21 protein-coding genes are annotated in these 25,083 nt (G+C 44.7%); 9 read left to right on the top strand and 12 right to left on the bottom strand.

Annotation, left to right across the window (positions count from 1 at the left end):
- Nucleotides 1–527: 527 nt before the first annotated feature.
- Nucleotides 528–1,145, bottom strand: a complete 618-nt coding sequence (locus tag AAEY83_RS08760) for a thiol:disulfide interchange protein DsbA/DsbL (RefSeq protein ID WP_025646723.1) — start codon at nucleotides 1,143–1,145, stop codon at nucleotides 528–530.
- Between the two features lie 409 nt (nucleotides 1,146–1,554).
- On the opposite strand from AAEY83_RS08760, the gene ubiG reads away from it, so the two are divergent.
- The 4 genes from ubiG (at nucleotide 1,555) to AAEY83_RS08740 (ending at nucleotide 4,484) form a co-directional block, all read left to right on the top strand.
- On the top strand, nucleotides 1,555–2,385 hold the full coding sequence (gene ubiG / locus AAEY83_RS08755) for a bifunctional 2-polyprenyl-6-hydroxyphenol methylase/3-demethylubiquinol 3-O-methyltransferase UbiG (protein WP_025646722.1): 831 nt from the start codon (nucleotides 1,555–1,557) through the stop codon (nucleotides 2,383–2,385).
- An 81-nt stretch (nucleotides 2,386–2,466) separates the two neighbouring features.
- Nucleotides 2,467–3,177, top strand: coding sequence for an HAD family hydrolase (locus AAEY83_RS08750; RefSeq protein ID WP_025646721.1), 711 nt, complete (start codon nucleotides 2,467–2,469; stop codon nucleotides 3,175–3,177).
- A gap of 63 nt (nucleotides 3,178–3,240) precedes the next feature.
- Nucleotides 3,241–4,077 carry a YciK family oxidoreductase gene (locus AAEY83_RS08745; protein ID WP_025646720.1) on the top strand — a complete coding sequence of 279 codons (837 nt, stop codon included), beginning with the start codon at nucleotides 3,241–3,243 and terminating at the stop codon, nucleotides 4,075–4,077.
- Between the two features lie 140 nt (nucleotides 4,078–4,217).
- The gene (locus AAEY83_RS08740; RefSeq protein WP_025646719.1) at nucleotides 4,218–4,484 is read left to right on the top strand and encodes a DksA/TraR family C4-type zinc finger protein; all 267 of its coding nucleotides are present in this window, start codon (nucleotides 4,218–4,220) and stop codon (nucleotides 4,482–4,484) included.
- A 65-nt stretch (nucleotides 4,485–4,549) separates the two neighbouring features.
- On the opposite strand, the gene AAEY83_RS08735 is transcribed toward AAEY83_RS08740, so the two are convergent.
- Nucleotides 4,550–5,245: an exopolysaccharide biosynthesis protein gene (locus tag AAEY83_RS08735; RefSeq protein WP_198013369.1), complete on the bottom strand. Its 696-nt coding sequence runs from the start codon at nucleotides 5,243–5,245 to the stop codon at nucleotides 4,550–4,552.
- Nucleotides 5,246–5,268: 23 nt separating this feature from the next.
- Nucleotides 5,269–6,018 (bottom strand): osmolarity response regulator transcription factor OmpR, encoded by a 750-nt coding sequence (gene ompR / locus AAEY83_RS08730; RefSeq protein ID WP_025646717.1) that lies wholly within the window; start codon nucleotides 6,016–6,018, stop codon nucleotides 5,269–5,271.
- A 426-nt stretch (nucleotides 6,019–6,444) separates the two neighbouring features.
- On the opposite strand from ompR, the gene AAEY83_RS08725 reads away from it, so the two are divergent.
- On the top strand, nucleotides 6,445–8,958 hold the full coding sequence (locus AAEY83_RS08725; RefSeq protein ID WP_025646716.1) for a Tex family protein: 2,514 nt from the start codon (nucleotides 6,445–6,447) through the stop codon (nucleotides 8,956–8,958).
- A gap of 115 nt (nucleotides 8,959–9,073) precedes the next feature.
- Here AAEY83_RS08725 and AAEY83_RS08720 read toward each other — a convergent pair whose 3' ends face one another.
- The 3 genes from AAEY83_RS08720 to AAEY83_RS08710 all read right to left on the bottom strand — a co-directional run bounded on the left by AAEY83_RS08720 (nucleotide 9,074) and on the right by AAEY83_RS08710 (nucleotide 12,134).
- Nucleotides 9,074–9,493 carry a hypothetical protein gene (locus tag AAEY83_RS08720; protein WP_025646715.1) on the bottom strand — a complete coding sequence of 140 codons (420 nt, stop codon included), beginning with the start codon at nucleotides 9,491–9,493 and terminating at the stop codon, nucleotides 9,074–9,076.
- Nucleotides 9,494–9,568: 75 nt separating this feature from the next.
- The gene (locus AAEY83_RS08715; protein WP_025646714.1) at nucleotides 9,569–10,357 is read right to left on the bottom strand and encodes a hypothetical protein; all 789 of its coding nucleotides are present in this window, start codon (nucleotides 10,355–10,357) and stop codon (nucleotides 9,569–9,571) included.
- Between the two features lie 511 nt (nucleotides 10,358–10,868).
- Nucleotides 10,869–12,134 (bottom strand): saccharopine dehydrogenase family protein, encoded by a 1,266-nt coding sequence (locus tag AAEY83_RS08710; RefSeq protein ID WP_025646713.1) that lies wholly within the window; start codon nucleotides 12,132–12,134, stop codon nucleotides 10,869–10,871.
- Nucleotides 12,135–12,876: 742 nt separating this feature from the next.
- On the opposite strand from AAEY83_RS08710, the gene AAEY83_RS08705 reads away from it, so the two are divergent.
- Entirely contained in the window at nucleotides 12,877–13,032 is a 156-nt protein-coding gene (locus AAEY83_RS08705) for a DUF1328 domain-containing protein (RefSeq protein ID WP_025646712.1), read from the top strand.
- Between the two features lie 114 nt (nucleotides 13,033–13,146).
- Here the strand turns inward: AAEY83_RS08705 and AAEY83_RS08700 are convergent, their stop codons facing one another.
- From AAEY83_RS08700 to AAEY83_RS08685, 4 genes are all read right to left on the bottom strand, one after another.
- Nucleotides 13,147–13,440 (bottom strand): 4a-hydroxytetrahydrobiopterin dehydratase, encoded by a 294-nt coding sequence (locus AAEY83_RS08700; RefSeq protein ID WP_025646711.1) that lies wholly within the window; start codon nucleotides 13,438–13,440, stop codon nucleotides 13,147–13,149.
- A gap of 99 nt (nucleotides 13,441–13,539) precedes the next feature.
- Nucleotides 13,540–13,833: a GNAT family N-acetyltransferase gene (locus AAEY83_RS08695; protein WP_025646710.1), complete on the bottom strand. Its 294-nt coding sequence runs from the start codon at nucleotides 13,831–13,833 to the stop codon at nucleotides 13,540–13,542.
- A 306-nt stretch (nucleotides 13,834–14,139) separates the two neighbouring features.
- Nucleotides 14,140–15,507, bottom strand: a complete 1,368-nt coding sequence (locus tag AAEY83_RS08690; RefSeq protein WP_025646709.1) for a fatty acid desaturase family protein — start codon at nucleotides 15,505–15,507, stop codon at nucleotides 14,140–14,142.
- A 161-nt stretch (nucleotides 15,508–15,668) separates the two neighbouring features.
- Entirely contained in the window at nucleotides 15,669–16,877 is a 1,209-nt protein-coding gene (locus AAEY83_RS08685) for a flavin reductase family protein (protein WP_025646708.1), read from the bottom strand.
- A gap of 432 nt (nucleotides 16,878–17,309) precedes the next feature.
- On the opposite strand from AAEY83_RS08685, the gene ettA reads away from it, so the two are divergent.
- On the top strand, nucleotides 17,310–18,971 hold the full coding sequence (ettA, locus tag AAEY83_RS08680) for an energy-dependent translational throttle protein EttA (protein WP_025646707.1): 1,662 nt from the start codon (nucleotides 17,310–17,312) through the stop codon (nucleotides 18,969–18,971).
- 108 nt (nucleotides 18,972–19,079) lie between these two features.
- Here ettA and plsB read toward each other — a convergent pair whose 3' ends face one another.
- Nucleotides 19,080–21,851, bottom strand: coding sequence for a glycerol-3-phosphate 1-O-acyltransferase PlsB (gene plsB / locus AAEY83_RS08675; RefSeq protein ID WP_025646706.1), 2,772 nt, complete (start codon nucleotides 21,849–21,851; stop codon nucleotides 19,080–19,082).
- 218 nt (nucleotides 21,852–22,069) lie between these two features.
- Here plsB and ybaK point away from each other — a divergent pair, with 218 nt between their 5' ends.
- Both ybaK and AAEY83_RS08665 read left to right on the top strand, forming a co-directional pair.
- The gene (ybaK, locus tag AAEY83_RS08670) at nucleotides 22,070–22,564 is read left to right on the top strand and encodes a Cys-tRNA(Pro) deacylase (protein ID WP_025646705.1); all 495 of its coding nucleotides are present in this window, start codon (nucleotides 22,070–22,072) and stop codon (nucleotides 22,562–22,564) included.
- Between the two features lie 71 nt (nucleotides 22,565–22,635).
- Nucleotides 22,636–23,007, top strand: a complete 372-nt coding sequence (locus tag AAEY83_RS08665) for a 5-carboxymethyl-2-hydroxymuconate Delta-isomerase (RefSeq protein WP_025646704.1) — start codon at nucleotides 22,636–22,638, stop codon at nucleotides 23,005–23,007.
- Between the two features lie 120 nt (nucleotides 23,008–23,127).
- Here the strand turns inward: AAEY83_RS08665 and AAEY83_RS08660 are convergent, their stop codons facing one another.
- Nucleotides 23,128–24,948: an acyl-CoA dehydrogenase C-terminal domain-containing protein gene (locus AAEY83_RS08660; protein ID WP_025646703.1), complete on the bottom strand. Its 1,821-nt coding sequence runs from the start codon at nucleotides 24,946–24,948 to the stop codon at nucleotides 23,128–23,130.
- Nucleotides 24,949–25,083 lie beyond the last annotated feature (135 nt).

Below are 25,083 nucleotides of genomic sequence, written 5' to 3'. Positions count from 1 at the left end.
AACATTCGACCTTGGCACTGACAGAGACTATTTTTTAGGCGATTTGCAGATAAAAATGGTAAGTTTAGTTGTTCTAAGCGTCTATTTTTATCAATAAAGCGGCAAAAAATAGTCCTGTCCCTGTTGTTGTAGTTAGGGCTGATGCTAAAATCGCCCTAGTCGTTGCGAAAATCTAGCCAATGCAATAAGCATTACCTGCAATTTTCACTTAGACTAGAACTATTTTAGCTATCAGCAGTGCGCATTTGGGAATGTTCAACACGCCCTAGATCTTATAGGGTATATATAAGCTATTTTCGCTCTTATGTACTCTTTATATCTTAGATGTTTTTTATATGAGTGCCATGGAGCTTATGACCTTAATATAGTTAATTCGAAATAAAACCAATATATTTATTTTCTCGTGCTACTGGTATAAATTTTATTTGCTTGCTATGCGCTTCGCACTCCAGAGGCTGCACAAAATTTATCCCAGTAGCACTGTGTCGGATTTGAAGTGAATCAACTATAGCTATCTAGCGGCGCTACTATTTTTCAGCGCGCACTTTATCCACTAAGAAGTCTACCACTTTAGGGACTTTCGCGCTCTCACCGGATACCACGTATTTACCTTGTACTACGACGGCAGGGACACCCGTGAGCTGATAACGCTTGGCGCCTGCTTGTGAGCGTCCGATTTTGGTGCCTACTGCAAAAGAGTTATAGAGGCTATTGAATTTCTTTTTGTCGACGCCTTGTGAGGCATACCAATTAGCGAGTGAAGCTTGGTCAAATAGTTTTTTACCATCCTTGTGGATTGCATTGAATAGCGCATCATGAGTTTTGTCTTCATAACCTAATAGCTGCGCGGCATAGAACCCACGAGCGCTAGATTCCCAAACTGGGTTTAGGGCGGCGGGAGTCTTGAAAAATGCGACACCTTTGTCTTTAGTTTTTGCCCATTTTTCCATATGCGGGTTCAAAGAGTAACAATGAGGGCAGCCGTACCAAAAAAACTCACGAACAATGATAGCATCACCGCTGATTTTTTCTGGATTATCAAGAACTTTATAATCTTTACCGGCGACATAATCGGCCGCTTGTACGCTCATATTAGCAAAGCCAATGGCGCAGGCTAAACCAGTCAATGCGAGGACACGTTTCATACTTCTTCCTTTAATTCTTACGGCTTGAGGGTGTTAAGAGGCACTTATCAAAAGTGCTAAAAAAAGGTTAAATACACTTCGGCTATAATAACGTAAAATGACCGTCATTGTGAACCGTATTCTTAACCAATAGTTGCCGCGCTGTAGCTATTATTTATAGCTTGAGAATGTATAAACAACTATCTATTTTATCAGACGTTCACAATCGGTCACTAGGTGGCTAAGGTAATATAACGACGCTCATGCTAACATTACCTATGGTTTCTAACGCTATTGATACTAGCAGTAGAGTGTTTTTAGTATTAGCTTGCTAAGACCTCATCGCTATCACTGATGAATTCTTAGTTTTTTGAGCCTATCGAATCTAATAACAACGACAACGACGATAACCGTATTCAAGGATATTTCTATGAGCGCAACGCAGCCCCATCAAAATACAATCAACAAAACTCAAGATGGACAAGAGGATATAGCAGAGCAAACGGTCACGAATGTAGACCCTAGTGAGGTTGATAAATTCAACCAGCTTGCAGGCGAGTGGTGGGATAAGACAGGGGCGTTTGCGACTTTGCATGAGATCAATCCGCTACGTCTCAATTGGATCACTGAAAACGTTGAGCGCGGTTATCAAAGCGCGGATACTAACAAAACCGCAGCTGATGGCTTACAAGGTAAAAAGATACTCGATATTGGCTGCGGCGGCGGGATTTTATCTGAGTCTATGGCGCGGCGCGGCGCTGACGTTACCGGTATTGATTTGGGTACTGAGAACCTAAAGGCAGCGACCCTGCATGTGCAGCAAAGCGGTTTAGAGGAGACGCTACGTTATCAGCATATCGCGGTTGAGACTTTAGCGGCGCAGATGCCAGCTCAGTTCGATGTGGTCACTTGCATGGAGATGTTAGAGCATGTTCCAGACCCTAGCGCTATCGTACAAGCTTGCTATGATCTATTAGCGCCAGGCGGCGTCTGTGTGTTATCGACGATCAACCGTAATCCTAAGTCCTATTTGTTTGCTATCGTTGGCGCTGAATATGTACTGAGATTATTGGATCGCGGTACGCATGATTACGCCAAATTCATCACCCCAGCTGAGCTGGATAAAATGGCACTCAACGCCGGATTTAATCGCCAAGATATTATTGGACTACACTATAACCCCATTACCAAGCGCTACTGGCTTGCACAGAATGTCGATGTCAATTATATGATGGCAGTGCATAAGCCTATGGATCAATAAGACTAAATCAATAATGCTGAAGAGATAAGCGTAAATGGGTCTTTTATAACAGCATAATACTCATCAATTAAGGCAGCGACTATGACTAATTTTGTGAAGGCGGTACTCTTCGATCTAGATGGTACTTTGATCGATACTGCTGCTGATTTTGTGCGTATCATTGGCAAGATGAGCCAAGAGAATGAGTGGCAAGCGCCAAGTGATGCCGATATTCGCCAGCAAGTCTCTGCTGGTGCCTCAGCAATGGTCAAGCTCATGCTAGAGCATAATGGTCAAGTCGGCGTCACTGAAGAGGAGCTACTCACTTATCGGCAGCAGTTCTTGGATGATTATGAGGCCGATATCTGTGTCGATAGTTGTGTTTTTGCTGAGCTTGACGAGTTACTACAGACCCTTGAGAAAAACGGCATCCCTTGGGGCATTGTCACGAACAAACCCCGCCACTTAGCAGAGCTACTACTAAGTAAACTGCAGCTCGATGAGCGCTGTTCGGTACTGGTCTGCCCTGAAGATGTATCACGTACTAAGCCTGATCCTGAGCCTATGTATCTGGCGCTAGAAAAACTAGGCATAGCGCGTGGCGGCTCTGCTAGTGTGCTGTATGTTGGCGATCATATACGCGATATCGAAGCAGGCAATGCCGCTGGCATGCCTACCATTCTAGCGGCTTATGGCTATATCCCTGCAGAAGATCAGCCTAACCTAAAGAAGTGGGGCGCATCTCATATTGTCAAAACGCCAAAGCAGCTTAAGCAATTATTATTAAGGTCTGGTAATTTTGATTATTTGTAAACAGTCGCGCTTTTTAAATTAGTCAATCTCGTATAAACCCTATCGATAGCAGTGAGCAATACCATGAACAACACTACAAGCAGTACTGAGAAAAACTCTGAGCAGAATACAACAAATGAAAATAGCTATCAGCCTTTGAGTCATGAGCAAATCCGTAATTTTGTCGCAGAAGATGACAGCTTAGAGGGCAAAGTGATTCTAGTGACTGGAGCAGGGGACGGTATTGGCCGAGTTGCCGCTTTAACTTATGCACGTTTTGGTGCAACGGTACTACTCTTAGGCCGCACGACTAGTAAGCTTGAAGCAGTCTATGATGAAATCGAAAGTATGGGCGGTAAGCAGCCCGCTATTTTACCTATGGATCTCGAAACGGCCAGTTATGATGAGATGCAAAAGCTGGAACGGCTAATCGATAAGGAGTTTGGTCAATTAGACGGTCTTCTGCATAATGCAGGTATCTTAGGCGCGTTGACCCCGCTTGAGATGTACGACGTCGATATGTTTGCCAAAGTAATGCAGATAAATTTCACCGCTACCTTTAAGCTGACTCAAGCGCTACTGCCACTGCTAAAAGATGCCAACAATGGCTCTATTGTCTTTACCTCAAGCACAGTCGGTACGTATCCTCGCGCTTTTTGGGGCGCGTATGCTCTATCTAAGCAAGCGCTAGAAGGAATGAGTGATATCTTTACTCAAGAGACGCAAAACACCACGAACCTACGTTTTAACTGCATCAACCCAGGCGGTACTCGTACCAATATGCGCGCGCATGCCTATCCGGGAGAGAGCCCTATGAGCCTCAAAACGCCGGAAGACATTATGCCAGGTTATGTTTGCTTAATGAGTGATGAGAGTATCGGTGTGCGCGGTCAAGTAGTAGCGCTGCAGCCCAAACCATAAACTTAAGTGTAGCCTGCACTGTCCAAACTCTTCTGTATCTACCTAACAGCCATGCATTGAAATACAAACTACTATGCCCCATCTATCTGTAATCAAAGGATTTTATTATAAATATAGATAGAGCGGTGAGGAGTAAAGTTATGGCAGGTGGATGGTCAAGAGATGGTGCAGAGCACGAACAAATGGATGCTACGGTCAATGATGCGTTAGATCGGGTACGCCAAGCACTACCGACAGGGGAGAGTGCGGAGTATTGTGATGAATGCGGCGAGCCAATACCAGAAGCGCGAAGAGTAGCCGTACCAGGTGTGCAGCATTGTATCGGCTGCCAAAGCGAGCTTGAACAAGATGCTAAAGCCTCTGAGCTATTTAATCGCCGGGGTAGTAAGGATAGCCAACTGCGCTGATAAGTATAAATTTATAATAAAAAACCAACCTGACGCGGTTGGTTTTTTTGTCACAGCACTTTTTGTCACAGTACTTGAGTAATCAAAAAATAAATAGTTGCTAAATTGAACAGTAAACCGGCTAAAAATACATAGCCATCTTCAGTAATTAAAGAGATAGCAAATAAAATCACTGAGGCTGCCGGTATCATAACTGCAAAAGGCACAAGCTCAAGCGGAATCATAGCAAGAGCGGCAAAGATACAAAGGGCTGCTGCCACCTTTTTTGCCTTGTCAGAGGTCAGCGACTTGAGTCTAGGCTTAACCAGTTTATCAATCCATTTTGTGGCTTTTGAGGCGATATTCACACCTTTATGCAGCTTGTCTTCATCAAAAGAGATATTATCAACAAACTGCGGCAGCCAAGGACGCTCTTTGCCAAACAGCATCTGAACGCTTATCAAAGTAATAATCACGCCGCAAATAGTCGGCACTCCGGGGATACCTCCAGTCGGCATAATAGCAATAAGTGCAGGGGCAAATATCAGAGGTCCAAAGCCTTTTGAATTCAGCGAATCCATAATATCGCCGATACTGATCTTATCAGCATCTTCATTAGGTTCTAATTGCTCAAGTACCGCAGTCAAGCTGTGCTCTGATGAAGAGGGATCCGACTTTGAATCACCTTTATCATAATGAGCATTGTCATGCTCATCTAAAGCCGCTTGATTACGGTTTGTACCAGCATTAGAGTTGGAAGGGGAAGTGTTATTGTCTGTCACCATAGCTCCTGAGCGCTTACGCCTTACTCATCTTCAGCATCCGCTTCGTCTGGAACGAATACGTAGCCCACGCCCCAAACGGTTTGAATATAGCGAGCTTGTGAAGGATTGTCTTCGATTAAACGGCGCAGACGCGATACTTGCACATCGATAGAGCGCTCCATAGCGCCCCATTCGCGGCCTCGCGCAAGATTCATTAGCTTATCGCGGGTTAAAGGCTCGCGTGGATGCTGTACCAAAGCTTTGAGTACCGAAAATTCGCCAGTGGTCAACGTGACTACATTACCATCGCGTTTAAGGGTGCGGGTAGACAAATCAAGCGTCCAAGGACCAAACTCAACCACTTCTAGCTGATGGCTTGGCGCGCCGGGTAATTCGCGGTTCTGTCGACGAAGTACTGCTTTGATGCGGGCGAGTAGCTCTTTTGGGTTAAAAGGTTTTGGTAGATAATCATCAGCGCCGGCATCTAGTCCAGCGATACGATCGGCATCGCCGCCTTTTGCGGTCAGCATAATGATCGGGATGTCGGCGTTATCTTCGCGCAAGCGCTTACAGATACTGATACCGTCTTCACCTGGCAGCATCAAATCGAGAACGACTAAAGAAAATAGCTCGCGCTGCATGAGCTTATCCATCTGACTGCCATCATGGGCGGTACGTACCACAAAGCCATCATCTTCCAAAAAGCGCTGAAGCAAAGAGCGCAGACGCGCATCATCATCAACGACTAAGATACGCTGAGTCAGAGTATCGGAGCTTTTATTATCAGTCATATAGATATCCTTTAGTGAAAGTTATTATTATAAAAATAGTGGCAATGGGTGTATAACCCAGTTGTTCGTCGTTATGCAGTAGCTTTAAATTTGTGTTATCGCTTTTATTGAGCCGTCTACTCTCTAAAGGCCTCATTTATCCTATATTTTTCTGTATTCTAGGATTACTTTTAAAGCTATAAAGGTATTACCTCAGTGTATAAGATTGCGCTACTAATTGCATCACTTGTTCACTGAAATGCTGTATGCGTTTGTTTAACGGGGTAAATAAATTATTTATTTGTTCAATTTTGCATCGTTTTAGCCCAAAAAAACGCTATTTCATCCATAAAATACAAGGATATACGCCGTAAGTATAAAAAGGATTATAAATCAGTCAGCTTTTGCTATAATGCCAATCACCATTTCTCAACGATTGATACGTATATGAGTAGCACTGATAGCTTAACGTCATCGGCAGTCTCAGCAAATGCGCAGGGATTAGATGCAACCACACAAGCCAATATCCACGACAAGCTTGCACGCAAGCTTGGTATTAAGACGGCTCAAGTCAACGCATTTGTCAAACTTTTCGATGAAGGCGCAACGGTTCCTTTTATTGCGCGTTATCGTAAAGAAAAAACGCAAAACCTTGACGATGCTCAGCTCAGAGCATTAGAGAAGTCGCTCAGCTATGAGCGCGATATGGCCAGTCGTCGCCTAAAGATTACTGAGCTGCTACGTGCGCAAGGCACACTCACGGATGAGCTGCAAGGCCGTATTGATAATGCCGCGTCAAAACTTGAGCTAGAAGATATCTACTTACCTTATCGTCCGCGTCGTCGCTCCCCTGCAGCCAAGGCCCGCGCAGCCGGTTTAGACAGCGCAGCAAAAGCCCTATTAACACAAGAGATTACGCCGACGCAGGCGCTAGCGGACTATCAGCTGCCTAGCAGCGTCACCGACGATAGCGGTAATGAGATCGATGTTGACTTTAGCGACCTTGATAAGCAGCTGGCCGGTGTTCAGGCCATCATCGTTGATGAGTGGACGCAGGCGCTTGATCTACTCGATAGTCTGCGTAGCGGCTTTGCCAAAACCGCTAGTGTCGTGACAGCGGTTGCTAGTGAAGAAAAGCGCGAAGTCGGCGAGAAGTTCAAAGACTACTTTGATCATAGCGAGAGCTTAGCGCGTCTGCCCAATCATCGCCTACTAGCCATGCTACGCGGTCGTCAAGAGAACGTCTTAGGTATAAAAGTCGATGGCGAAGATGCGCCCTTTATCGAAAAAATTATTAACCACTTTAATATTGATGCGACAGCGCCAAGCGAGCGCCGTGAGTTCCTCATTGAGGCTGCAAACAGCTTATGGAAAGACAAATGGCGTCCGCATATTGAGCATCGCTTGTTGACCGAAAAGCGCCTAGCCGCAGAAGCTGACGCGATCGATGTTTTTGCTAACAATTTGCAGCATCTGCTGATGTCAGCACCCGCAGGTCCAAAAGTGATCTTAGGTGTTGACCCTGGTATTCGTCATGGCGTCAAGATGGCAATCATCGATGCGCAAGGTCATGTCATGCTGGATAGTAGCGATAAGCCCGTTATCGCTACTGTGTATCCTTTTGCTCCAGATAACAAAATGGATGAGGCTAAGGCGCTTATCGATGAGCTATTAAGTACTTACAATGTCGATTTGGTCGCAATAGGTAACGGTACCGCCAGCCGCGAAACTGACGCTATGATAAAAGAGATTTTGTCGGCTAACCCGTCACTACAAGCCAAAGCGGTTATCGTTAATGAGTCTGGTGCTTCGGTCTATTCTGCCAGTGAGCTTGCCAGTGATGAATTGGCTGACTTAGACGTCTCGGTCCGCGGCGCGGTATCTATTGCTCGTCGTCTGCAAGATCCGTTATCTGAGCTCGTCAAAGTCGATCCAAAGGCGATTGGCGTTGGGCAATATCAGCACGACGTCAATCAAAACCAATTGGCCGACAGCCTTGATAAAGTCACCCAAGATAGCGTCAATGCGGTAGGCGTCGATGTCAATACGGCAAGTCCAGCAATACTGACGCACATCGCGGGTCTCAATCGCAACGTCGCCCAGCAAATCGTCAATTACCGTAAAGAGCATGGCGCTTTTTCGAACCGGGAAGCGCTAAAAGACGTTCCGCGCTTGGGAGTCAAGACCTTTGAGCAAGCCGCTGGGTTTTTGCGAATTCGTGATGGCGATAACCCGCTGGATGCTACTGGCGTACACCCTGAGAGTTACGAGCTGGTGAATAGCTTACTTGAACACACCAATAAAGATTTAAGCGAGATCATCGGTAATGATGGGGTGCTTAATAGTATAGATACTAGCGCTATCACTGCTAATGACGACAATGTCAGTGTAAAAGCCATCATTGAAGAGCTAGCAAAACCTGCGCGCGATCCGCGTCCTGAGTTTAAGACAGCAAGCTTCCGCGATGATGTTAATAGTATCAAAGATCTAGAAGAAGGGATGACGCTTGAGGGCGTCGTGACGAATGTGACGGCTTTTGGCTGTTTTGTAGATGTGGGTGTGCATCAAGATGGACTAGTGCATATCTCGCAGATGGCTAATGATTTTGTCGCTGATCCGATGAACCGTGTCAAACCAGGCGACATCGTTTCAGTACGTGTCATCTCCGTCGATGAGCCGCGTGGACGCATTGGCTTTAGTATGAAACCTGAAGCGCAAAAGTCTGAAGGCCGAGTGAAGCCTGCAGCGTCTGTCAAAACTAAAGAGGCAAATACTAATCCTGATAAGGGCAATCGAGCCAAAGATAAGCGTTCAGCGCCACGTGGTAAGCGCGCTGACAAGGAGCGCAGAGGTGCGAGTAATCAGCCTAATCGTACGTCAAAGCCAAAAGCGGAGACGCCTAGCAGAATCGGTACGCTAGGAGCGCTATTACAAGAAGCTGGCGTCACCAAAAAGAAATAACAATATGTCTGTAAGCTTACAACAGTAACTAGCACAAAAAAGGCAGCCGATTGGCTGCCTTTTTTATGAATGATAAGCAATCATTAATGCTTATTTATTATAAATATTATATTGTCTATCGTACTGTAATGCGGCGACTTTCATTAAACTCAATCTCACCTGGCTGAGTCGCTAAAAGCTCACCACGCGGATCTTGTTTTTTTTCTTTAAGAGTGACCGGTGCAGGAGTAGTACGCATATCTGCTGGAGTGACATTACCGCTATTCACTTCACCTTTTATCAGTGGCTGATAATTAGCAGCGCTATGCTGCATATTTAACGGTTGTACTTTATTAGCCGTATCGCTATCTAGTTCCACTTCACCAGGCTGAGTAGCCAGCAGCTCACCACTAGGGCCTTCAACTTTAGATTGCAAAGTAGTAGGCGCTGGTGTGGTTCGCATATCAGCGGGAGTAATCTCGTTATGGGCAGCTACCGCTAAGCTTGGAGCTATCAAAACAGCTCCTATCGTTAGGTATAAGAATTTTTTTTGCATAAAATGCTCCTTATTTCTAAATGAGTTATCGCTTATGTATGAATCATAGCTTACATGTCATATATAGAGTATTTATTATTCTACCTCTACATCAGCATCAGGAACGCGAATCACTGGGAAAGTTTGATCCACTTCGGTTTGATTTAAGATAGCAGGATCTACTTCTTGACCGACGATAGCTGCCTGGCGACCATCTTCAATAGCGATAGCAGTACCTGAATTGGTCTCAACGCGCTGTATCTGGTCTGCAGGAGCGACGATTACTTCTTTCACGCTATAAGTAGAAGGACGAATAACACGTCTGGTCTGTACGACTACTGGCTCGACACTACGCGCTTCAGCGATAGCAACTTGCGCTTCTGGTGCTTTCATTTCACTGATAACGGGAGTAGGGAAGTTGCTACCAAAGTGGTTATCACATTGCTGCATAGTCACGCGTACTGGGTTACCACTGCTATCCATATAGACGTTCACTGGCATGTCAGCTGCGAAAGGAACATATTTACCGACTAATGCGCCAGAAACACCATAACGACCATTTGATTGACCTACGCCTAGATCACAAGCGCCTGCCTCATAGTCAGCGGTACGTAAGTTATTATCACTAACGACGCGCTGAGGAATCATGACCTCTGATAAACGCATCTTTGCAACGCTAGCTTCGCCTGCAAGCGGCATAGGCTCTTGGTAAGTATAAGGTGTATAGTATTTCGCTGAGCCGTCTTTAACTGCCGTGACACACTCATCATAAGTATCATAACCGACGTTACCATTACCGTCTGTAGTCATAGCGGCGTTGGCGTTAACGCCTGCCATAGCAAGGCCTGAAGTGAGTACAGCTGCTGTCAATACATTGAATTTCATAATTATTCCCTCTCAATTATTATCATTATTGTTTAGCAAAACTCATAGTTACTCTTAAACGCTAGTCGGTTTTTATCTTGTTGAAGCGACTTTATTATTTAGACAGAACCATCTCATAGGAGATAGACACTTACAGTACTTAGCTTTTACTAATTGGTAAGTGCTTATTAGCAATGACTAACGCCTAGACACAAACAATACTACTTGAGCACATAAAGCATCGCTGTGTCATTCGGCTAACAATGTGTAGCATTATGTGTTGAATATCTAAAAATCAGCAGTGTCATTTACGCAAGTGATACGTTGTTAGTATTTGATAACATTGTATATGTCAAACAAGCCAGATAAGCGGTAACAGATTGCACCACTGCCCACACTTATAAGAGAGGGCCTAAATAAAAAAACCGCATTCTATTTATGGATAGAATGCGGTCGTCAGTATTATATAGGCTGGATCAAGCTAAACTAGCTAGCTGCTAAACAGTATTTACGAATAATAGCTATAGGCAGATTATTTATCTTCTACCACTTCAAAGCTCAGGCCAGAATGCTCCTCAAGGCGAGCGATAAGCTTATCACCCATCGCAGATGCAGGCGTCCAGAATCCGCCTTTAACATCCTTGCGCGAGATGTCTTGCGCCAAACAAAGAGCAGACTGCGCCAGCATTCTTGACGTACTGCCATAACCTGGATCTCTATCGCCGGTCACTTTTGTACTGATAGAGTCGTTACTTGGGGTATAACCGAAGAAGCGAATATCGAAATAGCCATTTTCTTGCTCTGATTTAGAAGGGCCAGAGCCTGATTTTGGTAGTACGTGCTTAGAGAGTAATTCGCGGCTAGGCTTGAACATCATAGTAGTGGCAAACCCGAATAATCCTGCACTCAAAGCATAGCTCGTCAGCTGACCTTTGACGCCATCTTTCATCCACATCGCTTCGTCATATTTGAACTCACGACCATACTCATAATCTGTAAGCTGATTGGTACGATGGACGATACGGGTGTTGATACTGGCCATTACAAAAGGCGCCAACCAGCGGCCATGCTCGCTGTCATATTCAGGTTTGCTGACATTTTTTTGACGCACATTTGGCGCATCAGCATCGTCGTTGAGCAGATATGGATTAGCAACTTGCTTACGGCGTGATTTGTCTTTGCCAACCTCTTCAAAAATAGTCGCCATAGACGCAACCGTACCGCCAGATAAACCGCCCTTGGCTGCTTTGACGCGCATATGAATCTTTTCACAAACCTCATCAAACTGCTTTTCGGCCTGCTGCTGAGTGAAATACACACCCAAGTCTGAGGGAATAGAGTCAAAACCACAAGAGTTCACGATACGAGCGCCACTCTGGCTCGCTGTATCTTGATACTTGTCCATCATGTCTTTGATGAAAATCGCTTCGCCGGTTAAATCGACATAGTCAGTACCGTTATTGGCACATGATTTGATCAACGGCTCGCCGTATTTTAGATAAGGGCCGACGGTTGAAATCACCACCTTAGCTTGCTTGGTCATCTCATCGAGGCTCGCCTCATCATTACTATTAGCAATGATGATATCTACCTTTTTAGCTGAGCCTGAGTCACTGATCTCAGATTGGAGTTTTTTTAATTTTTCTTCGTCGCGTCCAGCGATGGCCCATTCGACATCATTAGAGTCTGCTAAAAACTGGGATAAGTATTTAGCAGTAATCTGACCTACAAAGCTTGTAGCACCATACAGAACCACAGCGTAGGGACGATTGTCTTGTCTTTCTACAGAGTTAGCCATATTCAATTTCCTTATACATTAGGTGATAAATCTAGATTTGCGATAACGAGACTAGTAGCTATGTTAAGTCACGGACTCATAAATTCTAAGTCACAGACTAACAATAAGTCACGTTACGCCACTTTGTTACACATTATTTTAGGCCGGGTAGTACTAAATAATGATAAAGCTACCTTAATAAAATAGAGTAGCTTCCGTTGTCATACATAATACTACAGGTGGTAGCAGCACATTGTATTTTAAAGGTCTAAAGCGCTTGCCACAGGTGAAACGAGTCACCTATGCAGTCACTCAAGAGCACTATGCGCCACTGTCTATTGTACGCCGCTGTCTATTTTGCTCGTAGGTATATGTCATACAGTTGTATATAAGCTCCAACAATATTGATGAACCCTGTCAAAGTGCTACAAAACTAAAGCACTAGCTACACAGGTTACACAACATAGCCCGATGCTTACTAAAATCAACGTAGCTTGGGTTTAAAGTAACTATATAAAGTTGCTAATCTATTCTCATAAGCCATACCTCATACCGAGGCTTTGGGCTTTTAACAATAATTTTTATAATGTAATAAATACTTTATCAATTAAACACTTTAATCACTCATGGCTTTTAGTACTGCTTTCTAAGCGCTATTAAAAGCAAGTACTAAAGAAACTAGGTACTGACCGCGTAAGCGACTTACAGTAAATGCAGTAATTGAGTGTATTAAGGTTTTAATGTTAATTCGAGGAGAAGCAATATGTTTCGCTGGGCTATTATTTTCGCTGTTATCGCACTTATCGCTAGCTTGTTAGGTTTTGGTGGTGTTGCAGGATTATCATCGAACTTGGCATACATTTTCTTAGTGGTTGCCGTCATTTTATTCATTGTGGCTTTTGTCGGTCGCAAAATGTAGTCAGTAAGACAAGCATTAGACAAGCCATTATTAAAAAGAAAAACGTCCTACTAAAGGACGTTTTTTATGCTAGTTATCTTTTTATGGTGGTTATCTAGGTTAAATAAGCCTTTTCTAGAATATTTTGGGCTGTACAATATACTGCATACGCTTCGCCAAGCGAATATCCAAACTACTAATACCGCCTGTATCATCGGTAGTCAGCCGGACTTTGACAGTATTATAATTATTCTGCCATTCAGGATAATGCTCTAATGCTTCAACATAAAAAGCCGCTTGGGTCATAAAGCTGATGGCTTCCACAAAGTCATTAAATTCGAAAGATTTTACAATACTGTTTCCATCACGCTGCCATCCTGGTAAGTCTTGCAGCTGCAGGTCGACTTGTTTTTCAGATAAACTACTCATAGCAATATCCTTTATTATTATAGCGGTCACTCTAGTATAGCGCCCGCGGTTGTAGTAATCACTAACAAATACTCTTCAAAACGGTCTATGCAAGACTGACTATACTAAATCTTGATACTCAGGGTGCTTATTGATATAAGCCGCTACAAAAGAGCACTGTGGAACGACTTTTTTATCATGCTCACGAGCGTAATTCAAGGCATGTTTGACTAATGCTGAGCCCACGCCGCGTCCGCCTAGAGCCTGCGGTACGATAGTATGATCATAGACTAAGGCATTGCCTTGATCTTGATAACTGATATAACCCGTCTGTCCGTCAATAGTGGTCTCGAAACGATTTGCTGCTAGGTTATGAACAATATCTAAGTTTGGTTTGGTCGTTTGGTTATTCATCATACAACTCCTTTTATTATTATAAAATTTTTAATAACGGCCCTATTTTCTAAGGATTAACGAAAAAGGCAGATTTATTAAATACTATAGACTTCTTGCATAAGTCATCGCTAGCCCTTGCAACTCCGTCAGTGAAAGTCAATAACTGGTACTTTTGCAAGAAATCTTATGTCGTCAGTAAATACTTTGTACTGGGTTGAGTATGTAGGATCGATACCAAACAATCTAGTCGCTTACCGTAATAGTCGATATGACGATTGTTAATAGTATTAAAGTCTTTTAATCTGCGTTAAAAATGTGAATATATCACCATGCATAAGCTATCGCCTTACGAATGACAGGTGGCAAGAATCGACTAAGACCCTTTGCTATCTCGCTCTCTGGTGTCGACTTATGTGAATGAGTGGTAGTATCCGCAGCCGATACCGACTGGTAGGCTTGCCACTCTTGCTCGCTGGGCTTACTAAAGTGATGAATACGTCCCAATACTTGTCGTAGCTGTGTACTAAAACGTCCAGTGTTGTAGGCCAGATTGTATTTGTGGCAGATGGCTTTTACTTGCGGGGCAATACTGGCATAGTGGCTGGCGGGCATATCAGGGAAGATATGATGCTCAATCTGATGGGATAAATTGCCTGTCAAAATGTGAAACCATTTATTCCCTTTGATATTGCTAGAACCCAAAATCTGACGCACATACCAGTCGCCTTTGCTCTCATCAGTATCGAGATGGGTATAGATATGCGCTTGCTCAGTGAAATGACCACAGAAAATCACCGCCCACGTCCACAGGTTACGAACCGTATTGGCTACTATGTTGCCACTCAGTGTACTCATAGCGCTACGACAACCTAGGGTCAAGGCGGCTATGGCTGGCAAGGCAATATAGTCTTTGCCTACTTGTCGGCCAATTTTGGCAAATAGTGCACGAGATTTTTGTTGCATGATTTTATGCAAGTCAGGGGAGTCGGCGTATTCATCGACACTGATCTGAATATCATGAAAGGCAACTGCCCATTCAAAGCCAAACGCCAGCACCGCTGTACTAAACATATTGTAGCGATCTTCTGGCGTCCAAGGCTGCTCATCAGTGACCCGAATCAAATGATAGCCAACGTCATGATCTCGACCAACAATATTGGTAAACGTATGATGTAAGTAGTTATGCGAGTGTTGCCACAATGGCGCAGGGCAAACAATGTCCCAGTCAAACTTTTGACTGTTCAGATGCGGGTGCTGCATCCAGTCGTATTGACCATGCATGACATTATGTCCAAGCTCCATATTGTTGAGTATCTTGCTAAAACTAAGCATTGACGTACCCAATAGCCAAGTACCTATCTGCGAGCGGCGTGATGACATGCGTCCTGCGACAGCCAGTAAACCACGGGCGACAAGCTCACTATAAACCACAGTCGCATAAATCCGCTGAATGTATTTGGCGTCATCGCTACCTAATGAGTCCATCACACCTTTATATAGCGCATTTAATTCTACTGCCAAGGCATCACTTTGTGCTTTTGTTAATGGTGCATGGGTCACTGTTGGATAGCGAATTTGCTGTGTTGATATAGTTGGCTGCCCGCTATCATTTTTTGCCAACGGTGCATCGGACAATGGCGTCAAGATAGGTACGGCAGAATGTGCTGTATCAATAGGTGGTAATAAGCGCATATATAAATCCTTAACCGAAACGGCACGAATAAACAGCACTGGATTCGATTTTATGAGTTATCTGAGTTTTAGCATACAATATGAGTTAACATCAGTCTATTTTTTAGTTTTAATAGGTCGATAGTCAGGGGCTAGTGGTCGTATTTTTTATTTCAGCAGTGCTAGATGTCTAACACCACGTCTGTCATAGCGATATTGATGCAGGTTTGGATAGACTCGTAGCCATCACTACTTATCTTGCCAGTTTGGATGTTTTTGACCACGCCGCTCACTTTATTACAGCGGCACAACTGGCAAATTCCTTGCCTACAACCATGCGCTAGGCGTATACCTGCATTTTCGGCAGCGACCAATAATGTGGTGTCGCTATCGAACTGCCGTTGCCGTGATCGCAAATACACCGTATGCGACTCTGTCTGTAGTGCATTATCTAGTACTTGATTACCACCGCTATCAAAATCAGGCAGTGCGCTACCGAAATTCTCTATAATAATATTGTCACGTAGCTGATTGCCCTGCGGTAAAATGATTTCTGACACTGCTTTATATAAGCCGGCTAATAACGCTTGTGAACCGCAGGCAAATATCTGAGTATCTACCAATGGTAGATTAAGTGATAACAGACCCTCTGCACTTAAGTATCGTTCGCCAGCCAAATAAGTCGCAGGGTTATAAGTGTGGATCAAATGATAGCTAAAGGTTGGATAGATATCGCTCAGCTGTTGCCACTGATGCTGAAAATGAGGAAGTTCTGTTCGATTATAATGTAGCAATGCCACCTGATGTCCGTCTGCTAGTGCTTGCGTAATAAGTCCTAGCATAGGCGTGATACCGCTACCGCCAGCGACAAATAACAAAGGGTGCAGTTTTTGGTTATTTTGTTCTCTATTATCTAAACTTGTCTTTGCCTGTGCCAAAGTAAAATGACCCAGTGGCATACTGGTATCAACGATGCTAGATAGCGACAGTTGCTTGGTCAAATAGTCAGATACTAACCCTTGCGGTTTAACAGCAATAGTAACCGTATGACGTTGGCTTTTTGCTGACTTAGTAATGACGGCATCATCTTGCCACCACAATGGTTGATTCGCCAATCCTACGATTGAATAGCTGCGCTGATGATAAACCCCATCGATAAAAATACGTAAATCAAGATACTGACCGCCTTGCCAATCATCTGTCCCTTTGGATATCTGCTGCCTAAACGCTTGATTGGTCTCAAATTGTAGTGCGATCAAATCCTCACTCATCTCATATCGAGCAATAAGGCGTAGCTTGGGTGTCGTCAATGACCAAAACGGATGTAAGCGCGACCCGATAAAATCGACAAACGCACGTTGAACTATTTCAGGGCGATAGCCGTTGGCCATATCATCAGTACCTGTATAAATATTATTAAAAATATATGAGAAATAATGACTCAGCTTATAGCCAGTTTCATTAATGGCATACTAAACCATTATTTTTTGCGTTGTTAAGCCACTCTAATATGTTAACGGCTATTGATTAACTTTGCGAAAGTTTTGATGCTATTTTTTGTGGTTTTTATCAAACAGCATTAAGTCAGAATGTTAAGCTCGTAACCTCAGAAAAATATTTTTACCCGCTTTTATCCAGAAACAGCGATACTCTATGACAAAAGCTGCAAAACAAGGGGTAAAACAACCTGTTAGCTTGCAGGGTATGCGTCACAATGCGATAATGACCTATAATTTGTAACCCTGATTTTGAGGTACGGCACGCTTGGCAGCATCGCTGAGTGGCATTTGCTGTTCTCTTCTATGCAGTTTATCGGAGTGTTAATGGCTCAATATATTTACACGATGAACAACGTGTCAAAACTTGTTCCGCCTAAGCGCGAAATTCTAAAAAATATCAATCTCTCCTTTTTCCCGGGTGCCAAAATTGGTGTCTTAGGTATCAATGGGGCAGGTAAGTCGACCTTGCTACGTATTATGGCGGGCGTGGATACTGAGTTCAGCGGTGAAGCACGCGCGCAGACAGGCACAAAGATTGGTTATTTGCCGCAGGAGCCACAACTCGATGACAGCAAAGATGTGCGCGGCAATGTCGAGGACGGTATGCGTGAGGCGTTAGATGCGTTAGCGCGCTTAGACCAAATCTATGCTGAGTATGCTGAACCGGATGCCGATTTTGATAAGCTCGCAGAAGAGCAGGGCAAGATGGAAGATATCATCCAAACTTGGGATGCGCATAACCTAGAGCCGCAGCTGCAAAAAGCCGCTGACGCGCTACGTCTACCGCCTTGGGATGCTGATGTCAGTAAGCTATCAGGTGGTGAAAAACGCCGTGTGGCATTATGCCGTCTACTATTGTCTCGTCCCGATATGCTGCTACTCGATGAGCCTACTAACCATCTGGACGCCGAATCAGTCGCTTGGCTTGAGCAATTCTTGCAAAACTATAGCGGCACTATCGTTGCCATTACCCATGATCGTTATTTCTTGGATAATGTGGCGCAGTGGATTTTGGAGCTTGACCGAGGCTATGGCTACCCGTATGAAGGTAACTATACTGAGTGGTTAGAGCAAAAAAACAAGCGCTTAGAGGAACAACAGAAGCAAGAAGAGTCGTTTGCCAAAGCGCTGAAAAAAGAGCTTGAGTGGATTCGTAAAAATCAAAAGGGTCAGCAAGCCAAGTCTAAGTCGCGTGTACAGCGTTTTGAAGAGCTGAACTCAAAAGAATTCCAGCAGCGAAATGAGACCTCAGAGATTTATATTCCGCCCGGTCCGCGTCTAGGTAATAAAGTTATCGAGGTCAATAACATCTCCAAATCTTTTGGCGATCGTCTGCTGTATAAAGACCTTAGCTTCAATGTACCAGCGGGCGCTATCGTCGGTATTATCGGTCCGAATGGTGCGGGTAAAACCACGCTGTTTAACATGATTACTGAGCGTGATACTCCTGATACCGGCTCTGTCGATCTAGGCGAAAGCGTTAAGGTCGCTTATGTCGGCCAGGTACGTGATAACCTCGATGACAAAAAAACCGTCTGGGAAGAGATCTCTGATGGTTTAGATATTATCACCGTTGGCGACTACACCACGCCAAGTCGTGCTTATATTGGCCGTTTTAACTTTAAAGGTTCAGACCAACAAAAGCACGTAGGTCAGCTCTCAGGTGGTGAGCGTAACCGCTTGCAGCTGGCGAAGACCTTAAAGCAAGGCGCGAACGTCCTATTACTCGATGAGCCCTCTAACGATTTGGATATCGAGACCTTGCGTGCGCTAGAAGACGCTATTCAAGTGTTCCCAGGTACAGTCATGGTGGTCTCGCATGACCGCTGGTTCTTGGACCGTATCGCCACTCATATCTTAGCCTTTGAAGAAGAAGGTCCGATTTGGTTTGACGGTAACTACACCGAGTTTGAAGCGTACCGCAAAAAGACTATGGGCGATGAAGCTGGCCCTAAGCGCATGAAGTATAAGAAAATCACTAATTAAGCGAAAAAGTCGCTTTATGTTAGTACACAAAAAGACCGCTATCAACTAGCGGTCTTTTTTTTTGAAGCGTTATAGATAGTGAAGCGTGATAGATAGATAGTAAGGTAATCAGCGTTTACGGCCAAACTTACGCTGTTTTTTATTACTAATCTCAGTAATAGCGTGGGTAATCTCTGTGTCATCGAGACTAGCCACTTGTTGCAAGATTTGCATCATATCAGGGGTCAAAATGTACTTGGCATGATGAGCGATATTATTGATACGCTGATCGAAGCTTAGTACGCCAGTCTCTGCATCTTTTTGTACATAGTTGAGACGAATAAGGGCATTGACGAAGCTCGTAAATAGTGAGCGATCAAAGAAGTCAGGAATATCATCGGCATAGAGCACAGATAGACGTTGACCCAATAGATGGCACAGATCGACCACTTCGCTTTCAGTTAGATTGCCTGAGCCTTGCTGTGCAAGCAGCGCTAGCGTCATAAAGTAACGTTCAAGGCTTTGCTCGATAGGCGTCGCGAGTACTTGTAGCTGCTGATAGCGGCTACTGTTCGTTTCAGGGGCGCTGAGGACGCCATCTTCTAATTCAACAATTAGCCCATGGTCAATCAAGTTATCTATCTTTTGATTGAGGACCGCTTGCAGGCTCTGCGCTGAATAATATAAAAACAGCTCACCTTGCAAAAACGGATACAGCTGCGAGACGATATTATCTAAGCGGCTACGCTCAATACGGCCATTACGAGCGACGAGCGCAGCTAAGAAAGAGAGTAGGATAAAGACATGCAAAATGTTGTTACGGAAGTAACTGAGCAGCGCTGCTTGCTTGCCTGCGACTTGAATGATATCTCCTAAGATATGCGGTATGCGCTCGATGAGCTTGAGCTTGATACCATAATCGATGATGTCTTGGGGACTCATATCAGTCACAACCGTATCATCGGCATAAGGCAAGGAGCGGGCAATGCCTTGATACAGAGCGATTTGTTCGCGGCATATATCTTCATCGAGCGCCGCTTTTGGCGCTGATAAGAGCACTAATGACAATAAGGAAACGGGATTGACGACTGCCGCCTTATTGATATGCTGCATAATTTTGACGCCGATGTTATCGACCATCGCACTAGCCTTGTTATCGAGCGGCGTATCTGTACGATCAGCAGGTAGACTGTCTGCTTCTACCTCGAACTTTTGCAAAAAGTCGCTCAAGTGCAGCGGCGTACCGAAGCTTAGATGCACATTACCAAAGATACGCTCGATCTTTTTGGTGGCTTTTAATAAGCCAACCACCGACTCTGACTCTTTTGGCTTGCCTTTGAGCTCACCGATATAAGTGCCGCCCTCCATAATGCGTTCGTAACCGATATAAGTCGGAATAAACACAACTGGCTTATTGGTTTTGCGCAGTTGACTGTGTACCGTCATCGCTAGCATCCCCATCTTCGGCGGCAGCAGACGACCTGAGCGCGAACGCCCGCCTTCAATGAAGTACTCAATAGGGGTGCTACGACTGATTAAGGTGTGCATATACTCGCGCAGCACCGCTGTATACAAGGCGTTACCGCGAAAGCTACGACGAATATAAAAAGCGACCGCGCCGCGTAATAACGGCCCTAATACTGGCACATCTAAGTTATCACCGGCTGCTACATAAGGAATGCTCAAGCCGCGCTTATAGATCACATAAGACAATAATAAATAATCCACATGACTACGATGACAAGGCACATAGATAATCTCGTGATCGGTGGCAAGCTCTCGTACCCGCTCAAAATGATGCACTTCCACGCCATCATAGAGCTGTGTCCACAGCCAAGTCAGAAAGCGCTCAAAGACTCTGATAATCGAGTAAGAGTAGTTATTGACCATCTCATTGGCGTAGCCGCGAGCGACATCACGCGCTTCATGTTCAGAGACGCCGGTGTCACTGGCTTCTTTTTCGATAGCATGTTTGATAGCGGGCGAATAAATCAGCTTGTCGACCAAGTTACGTCTATCGGACAAATCAGGCCCTAGCATACTCGCGCGCTGCTTATCTAAATACAGATCGAGCTGATATTGTAGGTTACGCAGTAGTTCTCGATTGGCATCAAAGGTCGCAACCAAAGCCGTGTTAGTACTAGCTGCCTGCTGGGGTTTGTTAGTCTTAGGGTTGTCCGCTTCCTCTGAATCATCATTTAACTGGTTATACACGATAGTACGTAAGTCCTGCGGCGCATGAAACTGTACAAAAGTGTCGCGGCCCATGACGCCGATATTGAACAGCTGCTTAGTGATACTAGGGTCTTCCCAGTTGTCTGTCATGAGTAGCTTAAATAAGGAGTCTTCTTTTTCAGGCGCGCGTCCCCACAGAATCGATACCGGCACTAGTCTGATATTGAGATCAGGATGCTGCAACGTGGCAGCAACCAAACGCGCTAGGCGCGGTGAGAGCTGATCGTCTGTGGCTTTTGGATGGTTCAAAAAGATAATAGCTGCGTTTTCATCGATGTCATGAGCTAAGTCTTTTACCCCAACGAGAGCTGGCGGCAGCTGATACTCACTAGTCTGCAAATCAATAAGGATACTGTTGGAGCGTGAGTAGTCTTGCAGTACATAAAAAGTCAGAGTCTGCTCATCATTAGCAAGCTTAGGCAGCTCGCCTAATAGCTTAGGTTTGACCGTGACGCCAAGTGCTTTTCCGGATAGTTTGCGGTAGATCTGGCTAATAGGCGCTTTACTGTAAGAGGTGCTCGCCAGCTTATCGTCATCAGCGTAGATATCGACGGCTTGGTCCGCGTCTTTAGCATGATGAGTAGTCGCTTTAGTAGCCACTGAGCTATCAGTAGGGGTAGCGCTCGACGCTTTTAAAAAGCGTTTTTTTAGGAAACGGGGTATCATAATTAAAATCATATCTGCAAAATGTAATACGCTTATGATGCCACAAAAGTACAAAAAGCGATATATGGCCTTCATCAATATCAGTATCTATAGCTAATAGTATTAGTCTATTAGTCATCGAAATGCTTATGCCAAGCTATGTTAATCGATACAAAAAGTGGTTAAGATAAATGGCATTCAAACGCTTCATTTTTACTCATTCTTTGGGGTAGCCGCTTATGACTCCCGCTATTAATCTAGCCAAAACACTCAAGCTCACGTATACCATACATGAATATACGCATGAAACCAGCGCAAGCTCCTACGGGCTAGAAGCCGCCGAAAAGCTAGGCGTTGCCGCCGAACGCGTCTTTAAAACCTTAGTTGTAAAGACGGACAATGGCCAATTGGCGGTAGCAGTGCTGCCAGTAAACAACACGTTAAATTTCAAAAAAATGGCTAAAGCGTTATGTTTGCATAACACTGTATCTTGCAAAAAAGTGCAAATGGCCGAGCCGCAAGAGGTGCAGCGTAGCAGTGGCTATGTGCTTGGCGGGGTCAGTCCTTTAGGACAAAAAAAGCGCCTAGCAACAGTGATTGATAGTAGTGCGCAGCAACACCCAACCATCTATGTGAGCGCTGGACGTCGCGGGCTAGAGATTGAGCTGCCGGCTAGTGAGCTGGCGGCAACCCTAAAGGCGCAGTTTGCTGATATTATCGATAACGACTGCTAACTTTTTTATACCTAGCCTTATTTATGCCTAGCCCTTTTTTATAAATGTAATACTTTAATAAGGAAAATTCTATGCCGCATCTTACTATTCAAGCCACACCTAATGTCACTATCGAGCGCCCTGAGACACTCTTAAAAACACTGAACCAAGCACTGTGGAGTAGCGGACATTTCGGCAAGCCTACCGATATTAAGGCGCGTATGCTACCTATCGATCGTTTTTTAGTTGGGGTCGAAGATGACGAGCAAGAGTATGGCTTTATTTATGCGCATCTTAAACTGATGAGTGGGCGTGATATCATAGCGCGTAATCAGCTCGCTGAGATATTGGTGATTGCTATAAATAGTGAGCTGGCAAGCGATCAGTCAGGCCGCGCGGCGCTGCAGATATGCGTTGAAGTAGAAGAGATTAGCGCAGTGTATCATAAACAAATGCTTGAATAATAAGCAATCGAGTCGCAGGTTTTATACGCTTATTATCGACCATAAAAAAAAGCGCCTAATCAATAGACGCTTTTTTACTTTTGTATGAGTAGCTGTTTTTAGACGGCAACAGGCTTAGTATTAGTCTAAAAATGCAAAGTTTTCGATGTCCATTGAAGTCATGCTCTCACTTGGTGCAACCATACCTTCAGCGTGGCCTGAGGTGCGAGGTAGCAGCTTATCAAAATAGAACTCAGCGGTTTGAATCTTCGCTTGATAGAATTCTGGTGCCTCTACGCCGCCGTTTTCTAGCTTGTCATAAGCGACAGCCGCCATACGTGCCCAGTGATAACCCATCATCACATAGCCTGAGTACATTAAGTAGTCTTCTGAAGCCGCTGAGATGATTTCACGATCTTTACGCGCCATCAGCATCAAGCGTACCGTTAAGGTGTTCCACTCAGCACATAGCTTAGTCAAAGCCCATACGAATTTACGCATGTCTTTATCAAGAGCGTGCTCACTACACCACTTCATAATGCTTGAGGTGTAGTCGCGGATGATCTTACCTTTTGACTGCAAGATAACTTTACGGCCCAGTAAGTCTAGGGCTTGAACGCCGGTAGTACCTTCGTACATAGTAGCGATACGTGCATCACGAGCGATCAGCTCCATGCCCCACTCTTTGATATAACCGTGGCCACCGTAGACCTGCTGGCCGTGCTTAGCCGCTTCAATACCCAGCTCAGTCAAGAAGCCTTTAAGAATAGGTGTATAAAAGCCTAATTTATCATCCCATTTTTCAAACTCGGCATCATCACCATTAGCCACACCTTGCGACATCTTATCCGCATAGCGAGCTGAGTGATAAATCATCGAGCGGCCGCCTTCTGCAAAGGCTTTTTGCGTCAATAGCATACGGCGCACGTCAGCGTGATGGATAATCGCATCTGCTACTTTTTCAGGATCTTTTGTGCCTGATAAGGTACGCATAGAGCGGCGCTCTTTGGCATACGGTAGCGCGTTTTGGAAAGACAATTCAGTATGTGCTAGGCCTTCGATACCTGTACCGATACGCGCCGTGTTCATAAAGGTGAACATAGCTTTTAGGCCTTTGTTCGGCTCACCGATGAGGTAACCTGTCGCGGCGTCAAAGTTTAGGACACAAGTCGCTGATGAGCTGATACCCATTTTGTGCTCGATAGAGCCACAAGTGACGCCGTTACGCTCGCCAGCTTCGCCTTCTGCGTTTGGCAAGAATTTTGGTACGATAAATAGTGAGATACCGCGTGTACCTTCAGGTGCATCCGGCAGGCGAGCAAGAACGATATGGACGATGTTGTCCGTCAAGTCATGCTCACCGCTTGAGATGAAAATCTTAGTACCGCTAATTTTATAGGTACCGTCCTCTTGCGGAATCGCTTTTGACTTAACTTGGCCCAAGTCAGTACCACACTGCGGCTCAGTTAGGCACATAGTACCTGACCAAGTACCTTCGACCAGCTTATGCAAGTAAGTTTCTTTTTGCTCATCGGTACCGTACTGCATGATAGTGTTGATACAGCCAGTCGATAGGCCTGGGTACATAGACCATGGCCAGTTAGCCGTACCGATGATCTCAGCTTTGATTAGGTTTATCGACATCGGCAAGTTCATACCGCCGTACTCTTCAGGGTATGAGATACCTTGCCAGCCGCCTTCTACAAACTGGTTGTAAGCTTCTTTGAAGCCTTTAGGCGTAGTGACGACGCCATCTTCAAAATGACAGCCTTCTTCATCAGCAGGCTGATAGATAGGAGATAGAATGTTTTCGGCAAAATCAGCCATTCCTTGCAAGATCATGTCGACCGTTTCAGGGTCCGCGTTTTCGCCATTGTCCAAGGTTTTATAGTGTGACTGATAATCAAAGACATCATTTATCAAAAACTTAATATCACGTAAAGGGGCTTTGTAAGTTAACATAGGGACTCTCTTTGACAAGTTGAGACAACAACCGATGATAGGTGATTAGATCTTCATCGGCGAGCTGACTATAGAAATTATGGTAAGGCTAATATAGGAATAAGATAAGGGTGAGTTATCTTGACTATAAAGGGG

Origin of the sequence: Psychrobacter sp. TB20-MNA-CIBAN-0197 (genome assembly GCF_040309765.1) — a bacterium.
Classification (GTDB): Bacteria; Pseudomonadota; Gammaproteobacteria; order Pseudomonadales; family Moraxellaceae; genus Psychrobacter; species Psychrobacter submarinus.
Note: the sequence above shows the minus strand (reverse complement) of the source record. Positions and strands in the feature narration are given on the sequence as shown.

Excerpts from the sequence above, each read along its gene's own strand:
- AAEY83_RS08760 (WP_025646723.1), bottom strand. The coding sequence starts at position 1,145 with ATGAAACGTGTCCTCGCATTGACTGGTTTAGCCTGCGCCATTGGCTTT.
- ubiG (WP_025646722.1), top strand. The coding sequence starts at position 1,555 with ATGAGCGCAACGCAGCCCCATCAAAATACAATCAACAAAACTCAAGAT.
- AAEY83_RS08750 (WP_025646721.1), top strand. The coding sequence starts at position 2,467 with ATGACTAATTTTGTGAAGGCGGTACTCTTCGATCTAGATGGTACTTTG.
- AAEY83_RS08745 (WP_025646720.1), top strand. The coding sequence starts at position 3,241 with ATGAACAACACTACAAGCAGTACTGAGAAAAACTCTGAGCAGAATACA.
- AAEY83_RS08740 (WP_025646719.1), top strand. The coding sequence starts at position 4,218 with ATGGCAGGTGGATGGTCAAGAGATGGTGCAGAGCACGAACAAATGGAT.
- ompR (WP_025646717.1), bottom strand. The coding sequence starts at position 6,018 with ATGACTGATAATAAAAGCTCCGATACTCTGACTCAGCGTATCTTAGTC.
- AAEY83_RS08725 (WP_025646716.1), top strand. The coding sequence starts at position 6,445 with ATGAGTAGCACTGATAGCTTAACGTCATCGGCAGTCTCAGCAAATGCG.
- AAEY83_RS08720 (WP_025646715.1), bottom strand. The coding sequence starts at position 9,493 with ATGCAAAAAAAATTCTTATACCTAACGATAGGAGCTGTTTTGATAGCT.
- AAEY83_RS08715 (WP_025646714.1), bottom strand. The coding sequence starts at position 10,357 with ATGAAATTCAATGTATTGACAGCAGCTGTACTCACTTCAGGCCTTGCT.
- AAEY83_RS08710 (WP_025646713.1), bottom strand. The coding sequence starts at position 12,134 with ATGGCTAACTCTGTAGAAAGACAAGACAATCGTCCCTACGCTGTGGTT.
- AAEY83_RS08705 (WP_025646712.1), top strand. The coding sequence starts at position 12,877 with ATGTTTCGCTGGGCTATTATTTTCGCTGTTATCGCACTTATCGCTAGC.
- AAEY83_RS08700 (WP_025646711.1), bottom strand. The coding sequence starts at position 13,440 with ATGAGTAGTTTATCTGAAAAACAAGTCGACCTGCAGCTGCAAGACTTA.
- AAEY83_RS08695 (WP_025646710.1), bottom strand. The coding sequence starts at position 13,833 with ATGAATAACCAAACGACCAAACCAAACTTAGATATTGTTCATAACCTA.
- AAEY83_RS08690 (WP_025646709.1), bottom strand. The coding sequence starts at position 15,507 with ATGCGCTTATTACCACCTATTGATACAGCACATTCTGCCGTACCTATC.
- AAEY83_RS08685 (WP_025646708.1), bottom strand. The coding sequence starts at position 16,877 with ATGGCCAACGGCTATCGCCCTGAAATAGTTCAACGTGCGTTTGTCGAT.
- ettA (WP_025646707.1), top strand. The coding sequence starts at position 17,310 with ATGGCTCAATATATTTACACGATGAACAACGTGTCAAAACTTGTTCCG.
- plsB (WP_025646706.1), bottom strand. The coding sequence starts at position 21,851 with ATGATACCCCGTTTCCTAAAAAAACGCTTTTTAAAAGCGTCGAGCGCT.
- ybaK (WP_025646705.1), top strand. The coding sequence starts at position 22,070 with ATGACTCCCGCTATTAATCTAGCCAAAACACTCAAGCTCACGTATACC.
- AAEY83_RS08665 (WP_025646704.1), top strand. The coding sequence starts at position 22,636 with ATGCCGCATCTTACTATTCAAGCCACACCTAATGTCACTATCGAGCGC.
- AAEY83_RS08660 (WP_025646703.1), bottom strand. The coding sequence starts at position 24,948 with ATGTTAACTTACAAAGCCCCTTTACGTGATATTAAGTTTTTGATAAAT.